At 55.8% G+C, this 19,846-nt stretch carries 13 protein-coding genes; all 13 read left to right on the top strand.

Annotated features, from left to right (window positions below; translation table 11 throughout):
- Position 1: 1 nt before the first annotated feature.
- The 13 genes from tagH (at position 2) to AACH44_RS15355 (ending at position 19,796) form a co-directional block, all read left to right on the top strand.
- On the top strand, positions 2 to 1,222 hold the full coding sequence (gene tagH, locus AACH44_RS15415; protein WP_261848805.1) for a type VI secretion system-associated FHA domain protein TagH: 1,221 nt from the start codon (positions 2 to 4) through the stop codon (positions 1,220 to 1,222).
- Positions 1,222 to 1,743 carry a type VI secretion system lipoprotein TssJ gene (tssJ, locus tag AACH44_RS15410; RefSeq protein WP_261848806.1) on the top strand — a complete coding sequence of 174 codons (522 nt, stop codon included), beginning with the start codon at positions 1,222 to 1,224 and terminating at the stop codon, positions 1,741 to 1,743. Before tagH ends, tssJ begins: the two co-directional genes overlap by 1 nt.
- Before the next feature lie 2 nt (positions 1,744 to 1,745).
- Positions 1,746 to 3,083 (top strand): type VI secretion system baseplate subunit TssK, encoded by a 1,338-nt coding sequence (gene tssK / locus AACH44_RS15405; protein ID WP_261848807.1) that lies wholly within the window; start codon positions 1,746 to 1,748, stop codon positions 3,081 to 3,083.
- Between the two features lie 15 nt (positions 3,084 to 3,098).
- On the top strand, positions 3,099 to 3,875 hold the full coding sequence (gene icmH / locus AACH44_RS15400; protein ID WP_261848808.1) for a type IVB secretion system protein IcmH/DotU: 777 nt from the start codon (positions 3,099 to 3,101) through the stop codon (positions 3,873 to 3,875).
- A 13-nt stretch (positions 3,876 to 3,888) separates the two neighbouring features.
- The gene (tssH, locus tag AACH44_RS15395) at positions 3,889 to 6,486 is read left to right on the top strand and encodes a type VI secretion system ATPase TssH (RefSeq protein ID WP_261848809.1); all 2,598 of its coding nucleotides are present in this window, start codon (positions 3,889 to 3,891) and stop codon (positions 6,484 to 6,486) included.
- A gap of 2 nt (positions 6,487 to 6,488) precedes the next feature.
- The gene (locus AACH44_RS15390; protein ID WP_261848810.1) at positions 6,489 to 8,027 is read left to right on the top strand and encodes a sigma-54 interaction domain-containing protein; all 1,539 of its coding nucleotides are present in this window, start codon (positions 6,489 to 6,491) and stop codon (positions 8,025 to 8,027) included.
- Entirely contained in the window at positions 8,027 to 8,587 is a 561-nt protein-coding gene (gene vasI / locus AACH44_RS15385) for a type VI secretion system-associated protein VasI (protein WP_261848811.1), read from the top strand. The genes AACH44_RS15390 and vasI overlap by 1 nt, the downstream gene beginning before the upstream one ends.
- Positions 8,588 to 8,598: 11 nt before the next feature.
- Positions 8,599 to 10,017 carry a type VI secretion system protein TssA gene (gene tssA, locus AACH44_RS15380; protein ID WP_261848812.1) on the top strand — a complete coding sequence of 473 codons (1,419 nt, stop codon included), beginning with the start codon at positions 8,599 to 8,601 and terminating at the stop codon, positions 10,015 to 10,017.
- A gap of 24 nt (positions 10,018 to 10,041) precedes the next feature.
- Positions 10,042 to 13,539 (top strand): type VI secretion system membrane subunit TssM, encoded by a 3,498-nt coding sequence (tssM, locus tag AACH44_RS15375; RefSeq protein WP_261848813.1) that lies wholly within the window; start codon positions 10,042 to 10,044, stop codon positions 13,537 to 13,539.
- 48 nt (positions 13,540 to 13,587) lie between these two features.
- On the top strand, positions 13,588 to 15,024 hold the full coding sequence (locus tag AACH44_RS15370) for a VasL domain-containing protein (protein WP_261848814.1): 1,437 nt from the start codon (positions 13,588 to 13,590) through the stop codon (positions 15,022 to 15,024).
- 28 nt (positions 15,025 to 15,052) lie between these two features.
- Positions 15,053 to 16,408, top strand: coding sequence for a tetratricopeptide repeat protein (locus tag AACH44_RS15365; protein ID WP_261848815.1), 1,356 nt, complete (start codon positions 15,053 to 15,055; stop codon positions 16,406 to 16,408).
- Between the two features lie 604 nt (positions 16,409 to 17,012).
- Positions 17,013 to 17,531 (top strand): Hcp family type VI secretion system effector, encoded by a 519-nt coding sequence (locus tag AACH44_RS15360; protein ID WP_338659316.1) that lies wholly within the window; start codon positions 17,013 to 17,015, stop codon positions 17,529 to 17,531.
- Positions 17,532 to 17,759: 228 nt separating this feature from the next.
- The gene (locus tag AACH44_RS15355) at positions 17,760 to 19,796 is read left to right on the top strand and encodes a type VI secretion system tip protein VgrG (RefSeq protein WP_261848817.1); all 2,037 of its coding nucleotides are present in this window, start codon (positions 17,760 to 17,762) and stop codon (positions 19,794 to 19,796) included.
- Positions 19,797 to 19,846 lie beyond the last annotated feature (50 nt).

Raw genomic sequence — 19,846 nt, 5'->3', positions numbered from 1 at the left:
TGTGAACGTAACCCATCCACTCACGTTGGTTGTGCTCAACAGTGAGCAGCTCGATATCAATTCTCAGGTGCAGCACCAGTTCGATCATCGTGGTGGCACGCTGGGTGCGTCGGAAAAAGACCAGTGGCAGTTGCGGGATCGATTGGGATCCGTGGTGCCGGGGCACGCACGTATCGAAATGACCGATGGTTATTTCAGCCTGTGCGATCTGAGCGGACAGTCTTTTATTAACGGTTCGCTGTCGCCGATTGGGCGAGATCGCAAAGTCATTCTGTCGCACGGCGATGAGCTGGTGATTGGGCCTTTCCGATTGGGCGTTTATATCGGTGATCCCACCACGGAACAGGATATCGATCAGGTTTTAGGACAGGGCACGGTCGATGTGCTGGGCGGCTGGCTAAGTGAAGATAAAAAAAGGCGCTCAACGGATCTGGCCGATCCCACGGTTGTGCTGAATGACCCGCTGTGGGCGCTCCAGAAAGAACAGAGCCAGCCACTCTTGCCATCAGACAGTGAGACGGTCGGAGAATCGCTCACGACCTCTCTTTCTTCTTTTTCTTCTGCTGAGGACACCATGGATCAGAAATTTGTGGAATTACCGACTATCAACACACCGTTCGCGGGAGAAGGGCTGGAAGGATACAGCGATGACACTTCTCTGGCTCCGCTGATGCGTGGGCTGGGGCTGTCACTTCAGCCGGGTGATGATGCACGATTGCGCGAAATGCTGGAAGAGATGGGGAAAAGCCTGCGCGCGATGGTTGAAGGCCTGCTGGCATTACAGACGGAACAGGCCGCGATGGCGGACACGCATTTACGCCCGATTGAAGATAACCCGCTGCGTCTGGGGTTGGGCTATGCGGATACGCTGTCGGTGCTGTTTGCCGAAGGGAAAAGCCCGGTGCACCTGTCTGCGCCCGCCGCCGTGGAAGAAGCACTGCACAATCTGCGAGTGCATCACATCGCGAACCAGCAGGCGATCGTCGTGGCGTTGGAAAACATTCTTCAGGCCTTTTCGCCTGCTGCGTTGCTTAACCGCTTTGAGCACTATCGCCGCAGTGGTGAACCGCTGGCGGCGGATGACGGCTGGGCATGGCAGATGTATCAGCACTACTACCGCGAATTAACGTCGCCGCGCCAGCAGGGCTTCCAGAAGCTGTTCCATCAGGTGTATGCGCAGGCGTATGACCGTGCCGTGCGTCAACAGCAGGAGCAAAAATAATGCTACGGGCGCTGTGCTTATGTTCCCTGATGTTCCTGCTGTCAGGGTGTACCACGCTGGGCAAGATGGCACAGGTCGCGGCGAATCCGGATATTCAGGTGGGCAGCAACAATCATCAGCCTTCTACCGTGGGTTTTAGCCTGCTGGCGGAACCGGACGTTAACCCTAACGACAGCGGTGAAGCCGCCCCTATCGAATTCCAACTGATTTTGTTGGCGGAAGATTCGCGTCTGTTAGCCACCGATTACGACCAAATCACGACGGATATCGAAAAGGCGCTCGCCAAGAATTACCTCAGCCATCAGGACTACACGCTATTGCCGGGGCAGTTCAAATATCTGCCGCCCGAAGCGTTGGATGAAAAGGTGCACTACCTCGGCGTGGTGGCGCGTTATGCGGATTCGGAAAGCGCCGAGTGGCGCAAAGTCATCAAGCTAAAAAATACCGGGCAGACGTATCAGATCCTCGTGCATCTGCGCAGGGATGAAGTCGAAATCAAAAAAGACCAAGAAGAAGAATAATTATGTCGAGTCGCAATCGCATTATCTGGCGGGAAGGTCTGTTCATTAAACCGCAGCATTTTCAACAACAGCAACGACACACCGATTACGCACTGCACGCGCGTCTCAGCGCCCTCAGTGATTATTTCTATGGTTTGCAGTCGCTGGCGATTAATGAGGAATACCTCAATTTTGGCCGCATCGCGCTGGTTAACGCCAGCGGTGTGATGCCTGACGGCACCGTGTTCAATATTCCGGGTGATGACGCCCTGCCGCTGCCGCTGGAGATTACCGACGTTGCGCTGGCAAACCAGAAAGTGTATCTGGCGCTGCCGCTGGCGGTGAATGGCGTCAGTGAAGTCGGTCAGCCGGGACAGGGGATCGCCAGCCGCCTGCAATCGCATCGGCATGACGTGCGCGATCTGCACAGCGATGGCGGCGATATTGTGTCTCTGGAGGTCGGCAAGGTCAGCCTGCGCCTGATGCTCGATCGTGACGATCGCAGCGCCTATGCCTCGCTGGCGATTGCCAACATTCTGGATAAGCGCCCTGACGGCGGCTTGATTCTCGATCCGAACTTTATGCCGTGCAGCATTAGTGTTACCGCAATCCCCACCTTAAAACGCTTTCTGGGCGAATCTGCCGGTTTGGTGGCGGAACGTGCGCGCAGTCTGGCACAGCGTATTGCCGCCCCAGGGCAGCAGGGCGTAGCGGACGTGGCTGAGTTCATGATGCTGCAATTGCTTAACCGCGCTCAGCCTAAACTGTCGCATCTGGCGCGTCTTGGCACGTTGCACCCTGAACGCCTGCACGAAACGCTGGTTGAACTGTGCGGTGAACTGATGACGTTTACCGATGAATCACGCCTGCCGCCGGAATTCCCCGCCTATCGTCACGAACACCAGCAGGCCAGCTTTGAGCCGCTGATGATGGCGCTGCGTCAGGCGCTGAGCACCGTGCTGTCGCCGCGTGCCGTCTCCATCCAACTGAAGAAACAGCCGTATGGCGTGATGGTGGCAATGGTCGGCGATGCGGAATTGATGGTGGGTGCCGAGTTTGTGCTGGCGGTGCGCGCGCGTATGCCGCAGGAGCATCTGCGTAAACAGCTGCTGCAACAAACGAAGATCGCCTCCAGCGAGAAGATCCGCGAATTGATCAGCCTGCAATTGCCGGGCATCCCGCTATTGCCGTTGCCAGTCGCGCCGCGCCAACTGCCTTATCACGCGGGTTACAGCTATTTCCAACTGGATAGACAAAGCCCTGCCTGGCAGATGCTGGTGTCTGGCAACACGCTGGCGTTCCACATTGCTGGCGAATTCCCAGAGCTGGATATGCAGCTTTGGGCCATCCGCGGCCAGTAGTAAGGAGAGGAAGATATGAGCATCGAGGTTATTAAAAACGATCAACTGGGCGATCTGCTTTTTGACCACGCCCGACAGATGGATATGGACTCCGACTACTGGTTCCGACTGCGTGGGCAAAGCATTAATCCGATGATTGATGCAGTCACGCCGCTGCTGGGCATGGTGGAGCGGGTACGTCAGCTCTCGGCCTATGAGGGCGTAGAAGATCTCTATCAGCGCGTGGTGTCTGAAATTCAGGCTATCGAACAGGAATTGCATTCTCATGGCTATGAAAACGGCGTGATTCTGTCGTTCCGCTACATCCTCTGCACTTTCATTGATGAAGCCGTGATGGGGCGGGAGTGGGGCGGGCAAAGCATGTGGTCGGCACATTCCCTGCTGACCCGTTTTCACAATGAAACCTGGGGAGGCGAAAAGGTGTTTGTCCTGCTGGAGAAACTGCTGGACGACCCAACCCGCTATCGCGACATTCTGGAGTTTATCTACCTCTGTCTCTGTTTGGGGTTTGAAGGGCGCTATCGAGTGATGACGCAGGGACGCGAGGAACTCAATCGCATTGTGAGCAAGCTACATGACACCCTGCGCCCAGAGCCCACGGATTCGCCGACGGTCTTCCACCTGAATCTAGGGCAGCAGGCGTCGCGCTACCACTTACGCAAGCAGGTGTCACTGCGCACGCTGTTTATCGGTGTGTGTGTGGTTCTGGTGGCCGCTTTCGGCCTGTACCGTTATCAGCTAACTCATCAAACCCAGGACGTGCTGCGTCAACTGGGAGAATTATTACAATAACAGGAGCTACACCGTGATTCGAATTGAACTGCCGACACTGGTTGAACGACTCAACCCCGTGTGCCGTCATATGCTGGAAGAAGCGGCGGCACTCTGTATTCAACATCAGGGTGCGGAAATCCGTATTGAGCACCTGTTGATGAAAATGCTGGAAACGCCGCTGTGCGATGTGCGCCAGATCCTCAAACGCGCGGGCGTCGATGTGGACGAGCTGTCTTCGCTGCTGTTGCCTTCTTCCATGGATAAAGAATTTGACGCGGGCTATCCCTCATTCTCTCCTCTGCTGGTGGAGTGGTTACAGGATAGCTGGCTGCTGGCCTCGGCTGAATTTCAACACGTACGCCTGCGTAGCGGCATCTTGCTGCTGGTCCTGCTGCTGACGCCCAATCGCTATGTGGCAGGCGCGGTATCCCGCCCGTTGGCGCAGATTAACCGTGAGCTTTTACGCCAGCAGTTTGATGAGTGGGTGAAGGACTCGGTTGAAACGGACGTCGCGGTACAATCCGCCACGGCCGAACAGGCTGCTGCCGCGAACACACAACTTTCTCGCTATACCCAAAACGTGACAGAGTCTGCCCGACAGGCGCAACTGGATCCGGTGCTGTGCCGCGACCATGAAATCGATCTAATGATCGACATTCTCTCCCGCCGTCGTAAAAACAACCCAATTGTGGTCGGGGAAGCGGGCGTCGGTAAAAGTGCGCTGATCGAAGGATTGGCGCTGCGTATCGTGGCCGGTGCCGTGCCGGAAAGATTACGGGATGTGGAACTGCTTACGCTCGATCTGGGGGCGATGCAGGCTGGTGCCTCGGTTAAAGGTGAATTTGAGAAACGCTTCAAAGGTGTGATGCAGGAAGTGAAAGATGCGCCGCGCCCGATCATTCTGTTTATCGATGAAGCGCATACGCTCATCGGTGCCGGTAATCAGGCAGGCGGGCTGGATGTTTCCAACCTGCTTAAGCCTGCGTTGGCACGCGGCGAACTACGCACCATCGCGGCCACGACCTGGAGTGAGTACAAAAAATACGTCGAGAAAGACGCCGCGCTTTCCCGCCGTTTCCAGCTCGTCAAAGTCGGTGAACCGAACGCGGAAGAAGCCACGGTTATTCTGCGTGGGCTGCGCGGCATCTATGAAAAAGCGCACGGCGTCCTGATTGATGAAGATGCGCTTCAGGCGGCAGCACAGCTGTCGGCGCGCTATATCTCCGGTCGTCAACTGCCCGATAAGGCGATTGACGTGCTGGATACCGCCAGCGCGCGCGTCGCCATTAACCTGACGACGCCACCGCGTGCGGTCAGCCAGCTACAGACCCGTCTGCATCAGCAGGAGATGGAAATTACCCAGCTTGAGCGTCAAGCGCGTATTGGTCTGGGCAATACCGAAGAGCGCTTAGCCGAACTGCGTGACGCCCGTGAAGCCGGCGCGGCGCAGTTGGCACAGTTGGAAGCCGATTGGCAGCAGCAGAAAACGCAGGTTCAGCGTGTGATTGAACTGCGTACGGCGCTGCTGGATGAAGAACAGCCTGCCGATTTTGATGCGGTGTCGGCAGCGGCAGAACTAGCTGCCTGTGAACAGGCACTGGAAGCGCTGCAACACGCCTCGATACTGGTTTCCCCTCACGTTGATAAAACGCAAATTGCAGCGGTCATCGCCGAGTGGACGGGCGTGCCGCTGAACCGCATCTCACAGAGTGAAATGGATGTCGTCACGCGCCTGCCTGAATTCCTGGGGGATTCAATTAAAGGGCAGCAGTTGGCGATTGCTCAATTGCATAAGCACCTGCTGACCGCGCGTGCAGATCTTCGTCGCCCGGGGCGTCCGCTGGGGGCTTTCCTGTTGGTGGGGCCGAGCGGCGTGGGTAAAACGGAAACCGTGCTCCAGATTGCCGACCTGATGTTTGGCGGACGTAACTATCTGACCACCATCAATATGTCCGAGTATCAGGAAAAACATACGGTTTCACGCCTGATCGGTTCACCGCCGGGCTACGTCGGGTTTGGCGAAGGCGGGGTATTGACCGAAGCCATCCGCCAGAAACCGTATTCCGTAGTGTTGTTGGATGAGGTGGAGAAAGCGCACCCGGATGTCCTGAACCTGTTCTATCAGGCGTTTGATAAGGGCGAGCTCGCCGATGGTGAAGGTCGCGTGATCGACTGCCGCAACGTGGTGTTCTTCCTGACGTCCAACCTCGGATTCCAGACAATCGTGAACTATGCCGAGCAGCAGGATGTGTTGCTGGATGTGCTTTATCCCGAATTGGCGGCCTTCTTCAAACCTGCACTGTTGGCGCGTATGGAAGTTATCCCTTATCTGCCGCTGGCACATGACACCATGGTCGAAATCGTACAGGGCAAACTGTCGCGTCTGGTCTCTCTGCTGCAACAGCGCTTTGGTGCGGAAGTCATTATTGAGGACGAGGTGCCGGAAGAGATTTTGCGGTTGGCAAATCGCAGCGAAAACGGCGCGCGTATGCTCGAATCGGTGATTGATGGCGCCTTGTTGCCACCGGTTTCGCTACAGCTACTGCAACGTCTGTCTACGGGTGAGCCTGTCAGCCGTATTCATTTCCGCGTCGAAGCCGGCCAGTTCCAAACTGAGGTTGAGGGCTGAGTATGCAACATGCCCTCGAACTGGCGCTTGCACTCACCCGACAGCATGATGAAGCCAGTCTGTGTGACTGGCTGCTGGAGACGATGAAGGTTGCCTGGCAGCCTCAAGGGATGCTGCTGGGGATGGTGGATGTCAGCGGCAGGCTGCTGACCTGTCAGGGACGAGTGCATGAAACACCAGTGGCGCTGAGTCTGGGGGTGGATGATTTTAGTCACCCGTTAGCCTATGCGCTGCATAAAAATCAGGCGCGCACCTGGGATTCTCTCTATGGCGGTGCCCGCATTGAGCACCGTGAATTCCGGCAGATGTTGGTCTCTGTCGGAACGAACTGTGGGCTGCACGCGCTACCGCTGTTGTCGGATAGCGGCAAACCGCTGGCGGTGTTGGCGCTGCTGGATACGCCGACGCGTCTGCAAACGCTGCACCAACGGGGCGAATGCGAACGGCTGGCGCAAGTATTTTGCCGCCAGCTTATGCTGCTGCGCGAGCTGGCGCATACCCGGCGAGAGCAGGTCGCGCTGAGAGATTCGCTCCGCCAGATTAAGGATGAAGGGCAGAGCCGTCGCGAGCAGGAAAAGCGGGTGGAAGCCACCCTGATTGGCCGATCTGTCGTGATTAAAGAGCTGCATCAGCAGATCTATCAGGCGGCAAAACACCGGCTTTCGGTGCTGATTCAGGGCGAAACCGGTTCAGGGAAAGAGGTGGTGGCGCGTTTGCTGCATCAGTGTTCCGAACGTGCCGACAAGCCCTTTATTGCCATCAACTGTGCTGCGATCCCGGAAAATCTGATTGAAAGCGAACTGTTTGGCTACCAGAAAGGGGCGTTCTCCGGCGCACAAAGCAACAAGATTGGTCTGGTAGAACAGGCCAACGGCGGAACCCTGTTTTTGGATGAAGTCGGCGATATGCCGCAGTCCATGCAGGCCAAACTGTTAAGGGTATTGGAAACGCATAGCTTCCGTCCCCTTGGAGCGGAGAAAGAGGTGCATTCCGATTTTCGTCTGATTGCCGCGACTCACCAGCCGCTGGAACAGCAGGTGTCTGGCGGTGTATTTCGGCAGGATCTCTATCATCGCCTTTGCCAGTGCCTGTTGCAGGTCGCCCCGCTGCGCGAGCGGCCGGATGATATCCGCCTGCTGTGCGAGCACTTCATCGGTCAATTTTCAAATAAACAGCAAAAACACGTTGGGCCATTGAACCGAGCTTTCCTTCGCCAATTGGTGGCGTATGACTTTCCCGGCAATGTGCGGGAACTGCGTAATCTGCTGGAAGTCGCCTGCGCGCATACGCCGGACGATGAGGCGCTGTCTCTGGCATCGCTACCGCCTGAACTGCGCGAGCGGCTGACGAACAGCACGTCGGAAGAACAGGATCGCTATCAACACATTCACGATTTGCGTATTGCCACACAGCGGTATGAAGCGGCTGTGATTGAAGCTCGTTTGCGCCAGTTTCAGGGCAACCGCCTGCTGGTGGCCGATAGCCTCAATATTCCTAAACGTACTCTTGACCACAAATGCCAGAAGCTGGAGGTAAATTGATGTTTCTGACGATGGCACCCCTACTGTTGGCAACGGCTGCGACACCCGATCCCGCCTGGCAGTCGTTATGGGAACAGTGCCGCAATGAAACGGCTTCAGAGCTCCGGCTGGCCTGTTATGACGCGCTGGGGCGGGAAGCGGAACGCGGCGGTACGTTGTCCCCACAACGTGATAACGCCGTAACGAGCGGAACCTTTCAACTGGGACGTGAAGTGGACAGCGGCGATATGACGCTCACCCGCGTGCTGGCCGATGGCAATACGCTAGTGATTAGCTGTGCCAGCAATATTACGCACCTGCGCTTAACGCTCAGCGAACCCTGGGCTGGAGAGTCCGTCACGTCGCAACTCGATGGTGTGACCGTCTCCGACAGCTGGTTTATCCGCAATCGTGGGCTCCTGCTGGAATCAGGTCGTGGTCTGCCAGCGATTGATGCGTTAAAGCGCTGGATTGGGCATCGCGAACTGGTGCTTAACGGTACGGACGGGCATTCACTGCGTATCGAACTCGCCGGACTGGGCGAAGCACTTGCACCGCTGCGTCAGCAGTGCCACTGGTAAAGGAGGCGTTTATGCATGCACATCCCTGGTGTAAACGCCTGCAAACCTCGTTGCCGGATGAGAAGTTGCGCGCGGCGGTATTGGCTGACGATCCGCTCTGGGAAAAGGTCGAAACAGAGCTGGTCAAGCTGGGATCGCTGGCGCATAACCAGGTCGATCTTAACGTGGTGGCGGGGTATTGCCTGACCTTGCTGGAAAGCAAAACCAAAGACATGCGGGTACTGGTGCAGCTATTGCGCTGCTTACAGCACCCGGCCAAAGCGACACCGTTTTCCACGGCGCTGATGCTGTTGGACAGTTGGCTGGAGAGCTACTGGATTATCGCCTGGCCTGCCAGTCCGGTTCAGAAACAGAAGCTGATGATCCAGATTGTTCGGCGTTTTGAGAGTGTGCTTCCCCGTATTGCGGAGAGTGCCTCCAGCGCAGAGTTAGAACAATTACAAAAACTCGCGGAGCAGGTGGCGACACGCTGGGGTGAACTGGCAAGCGACAAAGCGGCGCTGACGGATGAACTGGTACAGGGGGTTAAGCGTGTCAGACAGCGACAGCAAGCGCAGGAACAGGCGAATCAGACGGCAAAACCGGCTCCGGCAGCCAGCGGTAGCTCAGGCGGAAGTGAAACCAGCGCCAGCGCGGCTTCAACGCCAGTCAGTTCGATGGAGATTAATTCATCCGATGAGCGCGGCTGGCGGCAAACCCAACTGAACGTCGCGGCGCTGCTGGTTGAACGCCATCCCGATTCACCGATGGGTTACCGTCTGCGCCGCCACGCCATCTGGTCCGGCATTGCCACACCGCCGATGTCGTCCAGGGGAAATAAAACTCAGTTGGCACCCGTCTCGTCAGATCGCGTGGATGAATACCAAAGTGCGCTGGCTCAGGCTGATTTAGCGCTGTGGGAACGTATAGAACAAAGTCTGGTGCTGGCACCTTACTGGTTTGATGGGCACATGTTGTCTGCCTCGGTAGCTTCGCGGCTGGGGCATACCCCTGTTGCGACAGCGATTGCTGAAGAGCTTTCTGCGTTTATTCAGCGTGTGCCGGAGCTACGTGAACTGGCGTTCAGCGATGGGGCACCTTTTCTGACCGGGAAATGCAACCAGTGGTTGCAGTCCAGCCAGCCGGTGCGCGGTGGTGGCGGCGCACGACAGGACGATTTGGCGACGGAGGCGGCGGCCTGTCGGGATGAGAAAGGTATTGGTGCAGCGATGCAGTTATTAGATGAACGGATGCGTCGCCTGAAAGAGCCGCGTGACCGCTTTTATGCCGAATTGGTACTGGCGGATTTACTCGCCGAAGAAGGGATGAAGTCACTGGCAGCACAGCACTATCAGCACATGTGGCAGGAAAGCCAGCAATTGGGCCTGATGCAATGGGAACCGGGAATGGTCAGCCGCGTCGAGCGGTTGGCGGCATCCCGCAAAAAATAAGACATTCGGAGTGAATGGTCACTTATGTTTAAAACAATCATAACCTTTCTACGCAAGCAGTTGCCTAAACTGAAACCCTCCTGGCTGCTTTTGGGCGTGCTGCTGTGGGTCGTCGTATTGGTTCTGGCCTGGTGGCTGGGGCCGCGTTTGACGGTGGGTGAGTCGCGCCCGTTGCAGGGAATCTGGGGCCGCGTGGTGTTCACGCTGGTCTGGCTGTGGCTGGCGTTTTCCTACAGTGCCTGGCTGGTCTGGCGTCGCGTGCAACAGATGCGTGCGGAGCGTAAGGATCAGCAGGTCATTGAACAAGACCCTTTACAGGTGTATGTCGACGGTCAACAGACGTTCCTCGATCGCTGGCTGGAAGCGTTTCAGACGCAACTGGGTAAAAGAGCGCTGTATGCGATGCCCTGGTATCTGACGATTGGTCTGGCAGGCAGCGGAAAAAGTAGCCTGATCCATCGCGCTAATCCGGCAAACAAGATGAATCCAAAGCTGGATGCCGAGCTGCGGGATGTGGCGGCAGGCCAGCAGGTGAGCAGTTGGGTCGGGGAATCCGCCGTAATTTGGGATCCCAGCGGACAGCTACTTGCACAGCCTGCACTGGAGGGCGATTCGCTCGGGCAGCGTCATGCTCGTCTGTGGCAGCACTTGCTACAGTGGCTCAGTGAAAACCGCCGCCGCCAGCCGCTCAACGGTCTGGTGCTTACGCTGGATATTTCCTGGCTGGCACAGGCTGGCGTAGCAGATCGCAAAGCCTACGCGCAGGTCATGCGTGCGCGTTTGCAGGAAATTTCCGTCAACATCAATACGCGCTTACCGGTGTATATCGCGCTGACCCGGTTGGATATGCTGAGCGGCTTCGACAAGGTTTATCGCCAGTTGAACCGCGACGCGCGTCAGGCGGTATTAGGGGTCACGTTTACTCCGCAGGCCAGCAACAGCAAAGGCTGGCTGGAAGAGCTGGAGCGCTTCTGGGACGAGTGGGTCACGCACCTGAATGATAACCTGCCCGACATGCTGCTGACGCAATCGGACAGAAGCGTGCGCAATTCGCTGTTCTCGTTCGTTCGCCAACTGGCTGGCGTGAAAGATTACGTGATGGAGGTGCTGACGGAAACATTAGCGACGGGCGAGGATCGCGCGTTCCTGATCCGCGGCGTTTATGTCAGCTCTGTTTATCAACAAGGGGTGCCGTTCGATGCCTTTGCGCAGTCGGCTTCCCGCCGTTATCAACTGCCAGAGCCGATTAATCCAGCGTTGCGCGGTGAGTCCAATACGTTCTTTGTGCAGCGTCTCTTCCCTGACGTCATTTTCCCTGAGGCCAGTCTGGCGGGGGAAAACCGGCTGCATAGCCTGTATCGTCGCCGTCGGCTGAGTATTGGCGTGGGTTGCATGCTACTTGCCAGTTTGGCGCTGATCGGCAGTTGGCACCATTTCTTTCGGGTTAATGAAGAAGCGGGGCGCAACGTACTGACGAAAGCGCAGGCGTTTATCGGCACCAATGAGCTGGAAGGGCAGCCGGGCTACGGCTATCAGCAGTTGCCGCGTCTGAATTTGATTCGTGATGCGACCTTATCCTTTGGTAATTACCACGAACGTACGCCGCTGCTAGCCGATCTTGGCTTGTATCAGGGCGATAAGATTGGGCCTTATGTTGAAGGCACCTACCTGCAAATGCTGAATCAGCGTTTTCTCCCTGCGGTGATGCAGGGGCTACTGGAAGATCTGAATCAGGCTCCTGCCAATAGCGAGCAAAAGCTGACGATTCTGCGCGTGATGCGGATGCTGGATGATGCGTCAGGACGCAATAAAGCGCTGGTCGAACAGTTTATGACGCAGCGCTGGCAAAAGGCTTTTCCCGCACAGGGCAACGTGCAGGAACAACTGATGCAGCATCTGGATTACGCCCTTGAACACACTAACTGGCATCAATCCCGTGAGCAGAAAGATGCGGTGGCGATCAGCACCTTTGCACCCTTTAATCAGCCGATTACGCTGGCTCAGCAGGAACTGAGCAAGCTGCCGATGTATCAGCGCGTTTATCAGAGTCTGGTCATGAAGGCGACGCAGGTGTTGCCGCCAGATTTAGCGATCCGTGATGAAGTGGGACCAACATTTGATCCGGTATTTTCTCTGCGTAATGACAAAGCGGGAAGCGTGCCGCGACTGTTAACGTATCCTGGTTTTAGTGATTATTACCTCAAGCAGGATAAGGCGTTGCTTGAGTTGACGGCGCTGGATGCCTGGGTGCTGGGGCAACGTGAACGTGCGCAATTCAGCGAGGCCGATCGACGGGAGATCCTGCGTCAGGTGAATGACCGTTACATTACGGATTACATCAACCAGTGGCAGAAAGTGCTGGCGAACATTGATGTACAGGCACTCGATACGCCGGAGCAGGCGCTCGATATCCTCACGGATATTACTGGCAACGATCAGCCCTTCCAGCGTGTGCTGACCACGGTTAGCGATAACACCCGTATTCGTAAGCTGGCTGATGATGATAACGACACGGCGCAGAACATCAATACACGTATCGGTCGTCCATTTATGACCATCAATGCGGCGCTGAGTGGGCGTGGCGAACAAGGGCCACTAGTGCAAGAGGTCAATCAGAAGCTGACCGATCTCTATCACTATCTCGATCAGATCGTCAACGCGACCGATCCGGGGCAGGCCGCATTGAAAGCGGTGCAGGCGCGGCAGGGCAATAAATTTGCTGATCCGGTGTTTGCCTTACAGCAATACGCCCGCAGTCTTCCCGCGCCGCTGGATCGCTGGGTAGGGCAATTAGCCGGAGAAAGCGCGAGTCTGGTGACCGGATTGGCGATGTCGTCGCTGAATCAGGAATGGCTGGATAAAGTCGTGACACCATTCAATGAGAAGCTGGCGGATCGTTACCCCTTCGACCCATCATCGAGCAAGGATGTGCCGCTATCGGAAATGGAAATGTTCTTCATGACTGGCGGGACGCTGGATAGCTTCTATCAAACCAACCTCAAGGCGATGATGGAAAGCGGTATGCTGGAAGAAGGCATGGCGTCACCTTTGCAGGCTGAACTGGTGAAGCAGCTTGAGCGTGCTAACCGTATCCGCCAAACGCTGTTTAATGCGCAGGGCAGCCTGGAAGTGCACTTTGTGCTGGAACCGCTGGAACTGACGGCGAATAAACGCCGCAGTGTGCTGAATCTGGACGGACAACTGCTGGAATACAGCCACGGCCGCCGCCAGAAAACGCCGCTGGTGTGGCCAAACAGTATGCGCGACGGTGCCGAGAGCAAGCTGACGCTGGTACCGGACGACCGTGAGCGCTCACCGCGCAGCCTGAGCTTTAGCGGGCCGTGGGCGATGTTCCGGTTAATCAATAGCGACCAGTTGACGCAGGTTAATGAGAACACCTTTGACGTGCGCTTCTCGCTGGAGAACGGGGCGATGACGTATCGCGTGTACACCGATGCCAGCCATAACCCGTTTGCTGGTGGTCTGTTCAGCCAATTCACGCTGCCAGACTCGCTTTATTAATTAACTCTCGGGAGCCTGCTCAGGCTCCCTATTGCTGGATGATGTGATATGCAAGATGCACAACAGGCTCTGAAAGTGGGCCGGGATCCACGGATGCTGCCGGAATTTGACGCACTTCGGGCGGAAATTAACAAATTGAGTCACGCGTCTCGCCCCGATGTGGATTGGATGCTGGTGCACGATATGGCTACCACTATCTTTGAAAAGCAGGGCGTGGATCTCCAGACTGCGATCTACTTTACACTGGCGCGTTCACGGCTGGCGGGATTGACGGGATTCACGGAAAGCTGTGAATTTTTAGCAAACCTGATTGTGACGCAGTGGGATAACTTCTGGCCGCCCGTTCATCAGGAACGGGCGCGTATCGAGATGCTGGACTGGTTTATCGCCCGTATCAGTGAAGTGGTGCGCCAGTACGCCATCAGCCATGAACACAAGAGGTTGGTTTACCGTTGTGAACGCGCACTGCAACTGATGAGCGAAAAGCTGCACAACTCAGGTTTGAGCCGCATTCCTCGCGTCGAGAATCTGCTGCACTTTGTCGAAGGCTACACCCATCTGTTTGATGAAACCGAGATTGTCATTGTATCGGACGATCAGGAACTGAAAAAACAGGATATGCAGATCCCGCCCATGGTGTTCTTTCATTCAGACATGGAGCCCAGCACGACGGTGCAAAGCAGTGGTTCATCAGGCTCGGGCCAGGCTGCTCTGCCTGCGGGCAGCATTCTCATCGGACGGGAAAAAGGGCAAATGAAACCGACGGTATTGAAAATTGAGGCGCATAAAAAGCAGAAGCCAGCGTGGTTCTGGTTTGTCTCCGGGCTGTTGACCTGCGCGCTGCCTGTCGCGGCCATTACAGGCTGGCAGTATTGGCAGGAACAAAAAGCCGATGCGCTGGCGTTACTGCAACAGCCAGCCTACGCGTTGCCCGCCGCTCCCGATCATAATGACATTCGTCGGGTGCGCATTGTTCTGGGCGAGCAGAAATTGCAGGGCATGGAAGGTGAACTGATCAACCGCTATCAGGCACAGCTGGAACAGGTGAAAAATGCCTCGCCGTTTTATCTGTATCAATATGGCAACGGTTTGAAAAACGTGATGCAGCAGCTCTATCCCGATTCGCTGGCAGTGAAGGAGATGGAACGCCAATGGCAGATTGCGCTTGAACGTCAGCAGGGTGATGAACCGAAAACGCTGGGCTACGAACAGGCTCGTGCTCGCGTCAACGATACCTTGCAGCAGCTGTTGGAACTGGAACGGCAGCGCCGGACGGTGACGATCTCCTACCTGAAATCAAAGCTTTACGACATGCAAAAAGACCTGATATCAGACGTCCCTTTCGGGATACGGCTGCGGGAGCTTGAGGCGCGTAAAATCAAAAGCCAGTCGCTGACGCCAGCGGAGCTGCGTGCTATGGAAGATGAGCTTCGCTCCTTCAATATTCGCTTATACCGTTTGCAGCAGAGTAGTTCTTCCAGCTGATTATCGTGAAGGGAAAAACGCTGAGCACATGATGAAATACAAAAAATTAGTGATAGTCTTATCGGCCTGCTGGCTGGCGTCATGTCAGGCACCCGTCACGTCACTGCCTGAAGCAGAACTAGTGGCATCAGCGAACCGGGGAAATGGTGAGGCGCAATATCAACTGGCGAAGACGTTAGCCAAACGTTCTCAGTATACCGAGGCGATGCAGTGGATGCAGAAAGCATCTGGACTGTCTGAAATGCTCGGTAATCAGGAAATGCGCGCTGCTGCCTCGCTTCAGGTGGGGGATTGGTATCAGGCTGGGCTGGGTGCGCCAAAGAATAGCCCGTTTGCTCGACAGTGGTGGACTACATCCTCGCGTCTGGGGAATGGCGAAGCGGGGCATCGCCTCGGCATGGACTGTCAGGTTCAGCATCAGGGAAAGCTGGTGGCAGCCTGCCTGAGCGCATTTGAATCCGCAGCGGCAAATGGTTATCCCCCCGCGCAGTTGATTGTCGCTCAGTGGCACGCGACGCATGCGGGCGGTGAAAAAGAGGCCGTGTCATGGTTGCTGAAGGCCTCTGAACTCGGTAATCGGGATGCACAATATCAACTGGCGCAGCGCTATGAGCAGGGTAAAGGCGTGGTGATCCGTCGCGATCTGGCCGAACGCTGGTATTTCCGCGCGGCGACGCTGGGTCAGGCACAGGCGCAACTGTGGATGGCGCGACATGAAGACGGCGAGAATGCATTGAACTGGTATCAAAAATCCGCGTCATCAGGTGATGCCGAAGCACAACTTTGGCTGGGCAAAGCATACCGCGAAGGTAAGCGCTTACCTTGGGATGAGCAAAAGGCGCGTTATTGGCTGGAGCGTGCCGCATCTGGCGGATCGGGCGAGGCCGATTATTTGCTCAGTCAGAGCCAGACAACGAATGAAAAGCGCGAACAGTATCTGGTTCAGGCTTCTTCTGCGGGCTATATCCGGGCGCAACGCGAACTGGGTGATCGGTTATTTAAAGCGAGCGAATTCGCGCGTGCGCGTGAAGAATATGCCAAAGCGGCATCAGCAGGAGACACGGAATCCCAACTGGCCTATGGCGAGATGCTGCGGCTGGGGCAAGGCGGCAAAGAGGAGTATGTTGAGGCGATGAAGCAGTACCGTCTGGCGGCGAATGGCGGTAACCGTATGGCGCAATATCGTATGGGCATGATGCGCCAGGATGGGCTGGGAGCCTCTCGCAATCGTATTCATGCTTACGCCTGGTATGCGATGGCAGCGACGGAGGGGATGCCCGAAGCCATTCATGCGCGTAACGATCTGGAAGCGACGATGCAGCCGGATGAAATCAAGGCCGGACAGCGACTGGCGATGCACTGGTCATCCGGAAAAACAGAGTAATCCGAGGTGATGGCTCGCCGGGTAACTCGCTGAGAGTCAATCGCGGGTGAGAAATCGCTAAAGCAGGACGGGCAGATTGTTGCGTTCAAGTTGGATCGTAGTGGCATAAATCGTGGCAGTAAACAGGCGGGTGTTGCGTGATGGCAACACCCGCTTTTTTGTTTTTTATTACTCTTTTTTGTTACGCAATGTCCTGACTTTTCCATTCCTATTTCTTATAAAAAAAGTAAGTGACCACTTACGCTTATTTTTGTAAAAGGTGAGCGTTTTATCGCCAATTATAGTTATTGTCTATTAATAAGCGTGGTTTTTATTGGTTATATGTTGCATTAATTCATCACTAACGAAAAATTTCAGAATAACTGCGCATTATGCGCAACTTCTTGCTCACTTTCTGGTGTAAATCACTTTTTGCGCAATGTTTGCAAACGATTCGCGAGGTCTGCGCAACTTCTTGCTCAAATTTTACTTAGGGAAAATTTGAGTTAAGTAATTGTTCATTAAAAACAACAGGATAATAATTGGCATGGGAATTGCTATACAAAGCGTGAAGTTATTCAATCCGTTTAACAACACAGTCCGTTCAACAACAAGGAGCAAGACTATGCCAACTCCATGCTATATCAGCATCGAAGGGAAAACCCAGGGCAACATCACCGCAGGGGCGTTCACCTCTGATTCCGTCGGCAACATCTACGTGCAGGGCCACGAAGATGAAATGCTGGTACAGGAATTCAAACACATCGTCACCGTACCAACTGACCCGCAGTCTGGTCAGCCATCCGGTCAGCGTGTGCACAAACCGTTCAAATTCACTGTCGCGCTGAACAAAGCCGTTCCGCTGATGTACAACGCCCTGGCGTCTGGCGAAATGCTGCCGACCGTGACCCTGAAGTGGTACCGCACTTCTGTTGAAGGTAAGCAAGAGCACTTCTTCTCTACCATCCTGACCGATGCCACCATCGTGGACGTCGACTTCCAGATGCCACACTGTCAGGATCCGTCAAAACTGGACTACACCCAGTTAATTGAAGTGTCGCTGGCTTACCGCAAAATCGACTGGGAGCACACCGTTGCAGGGACATCTGGTTCCGACGACTGGCGTGCGCCGGTCGAGGCGTAATTCCTCTCTAACCCGGGCTTGCCCGGGTTTTCTGTGTTTTTTTCCGGGGATTTTTCCCCGTGCGGTGTTTTTTGCTGGCGTGATGTTTTTATCAACATGAACTGTGGTGTGCGCAGACTCAGACCACAGCTCGGGTTTTCATTTTAATCAGGATTGTGATGTGCCGCTCCGGGAGAACCCAGGGTGTGCGGTAGCCATGGCAACGGCGAAGGAAGAAGGAGAGGACGGGTGGCAAACAGTACAGGATTACAGTTCACCGTAAAGGTCGGTGCCTTAGAAGCAGGCACCTTTGCGGTGGTGGATTTCAGACTGGATGAGGGGCTGAACCGGCCCTTCAGCCTGTCGCTGAGTCTGGCGAGCGCGTTGCCGGATATCGATTTCGGCGCGGTGCTGGATCAGCCGTGCGAGCTGATGATTTGGTATGAAGGCGAACTGAAGCGCCGGGTCAGCGGGATTGTCAGCGGCTTCACGCAGGGCGATACCGGATTCCGGCGCACGCGCTATCAGATAGACGTCCGCCCGGCGCTGTGGCGGCTGGGGCTGCGCACCAACGCCCGCATCTTTCAGGCACAAAAGCCGGAAGCGATTATCGGTGTGTTACTCGAAGAAGCGGGGATTACCGACTATGCCTTTGCGCTGCGCCATGAACACGCGGTACGGGAATACTGCGTGCAGTATCGGGAAAGCGATTTAGCGTTTATCACCCGTTTAGCAGCGGAAGAAGGGCTGTACTTCTTCCACGAATACGAAGAGGGGAAACACCGGGTGGTGTTTGCCGACGATGCGGGGGCGCTCAGTAAAGGCCCGGAGCTGTTCTTCAATCTGGCGACACAGGGGCTGAGCGAAGGCGAATATGTCCGGCGTTTCCACTACGCGGAGCGGGTAAGCACGGCCGAAGTCGAGCTGAAAGACTACAGCTTCAAGACGCCGGCTTACGGGTTGTCGCACAAGAAAATGAGCAGCGAGCTGGCGCACCAGCGCGAAAGTTATCAGCATTACGACTATCCGGGGCGTTATAAGCACGATCCGAGCGGCAAGGCGTTCAGCGGATACCGGCTGGATGCACTGCGTTCAGGGGCGGTGACGAGCGAAGGGGAATCCAACTGTGCGGGGCTGATGCCGGGCAACACCTTCACGCTGACGGATCATCCGAATGCGGCGCTGAACGCAGTATGGCAGACGGTGAGCGTGACGCACGTCGGGCAGCAGCCGCAGGCGCTGGAAGAAGAAAGCGGCGGTGAACCGACGACGATGAGCAACAGCTTTGCAGTGGTGAAAGGCACGACAACGTGGCGCGCGGCCATGCCCTACAAGCCGATGGTGGATGGCCCGCAAATTGCGACGGTGGTGGGTCCGGCAGGGGAAGAGATTTACTGCGACCAGTATGGTCGGGTAAAACTGCAATTTCCGTGGGATCGCTACGGCACGAGCAACGACCAGAGTTCGTGCTGGGTGCGGGTCAGTCAGGGCTGGGCAGGCGGTCAATACGGCATGATTGCCATCCCGCGTATCAATCATGAAGTGATTGTCAGTTTCCTTGAGGGGGATCCGGATCAGCCGATTATCACCGGGCGTACTTTTCACGCTACTAACCCTACGCCATACGTTTTACCGGCACATAAAACGCGTACCACGCTTCGTACCGATACGCATAAAGGCAGTGGCTTCAACGAGCTGCGCTTTGAGGATGAGGCGACGCGTGAACAAATTTATTATCACGCGCAGAAAGATATGGATGGTGTTATCAACAACATCCACCGACAGAGCGTGGGGCGTGATCAGCACCTCAGCGTGGATCAGGATCAGTTCCAGCGGGTCACGCGTCACCGTCACCGGACGGTAGGTAAAGATGATTTTGAAAACATCGGTCAGGATCATCATCAGGAAATTGGCCGGAGTTTTATTCAGAAAATTGGTGCTTCGTTCAAGCGGTTCATCGGCGGGGGCGAGATTACCCGTATAGAAGGGAGCCGTCAGACCACGATGTCCGGTTCTGAAGAGACGCTGATCGGCGCGCACCAGCGTGTTCTGGTCAATACGGATAGCTACCTGAAAGCCGCAGATATCGTGCTGGAAGCGGGGCAGGCTCTAACCATTAAAGCGCCTGGCGGCTTTATCAAGATTGATAGCGCGGGCGTCACAATTTCCGGGACGATTGTGAAAATCAACGATGGCGGAGCGGCTGGCGTGGGGACGGCACCGGTATCGGTTACGCCAGAAGATCCCACGAAGCCCGCGCTGCCGGATGCGCCGGACAGACGTTAAGGAGGAACTATGCCAGGTGCTGCACGTTTAGGGGACAGTTGTGCGGGTCA

The sequence above is a fragment of the Pectobacterium araliae genome (assembly GCF_037076465.1).
GTDB classification, from domain to species: Bacteria; Pseudomonadota; Gammaproteobacteria; order Enterobacterales; family Enterobacteriaceae; genus Pectobacterium; species Pectobacterium araliae.
The sequence above is the reverse complement of the archived record's forward strand: the minus strand, read 5'-3'. Positions and strand labels throughout refer to the sequence as shown.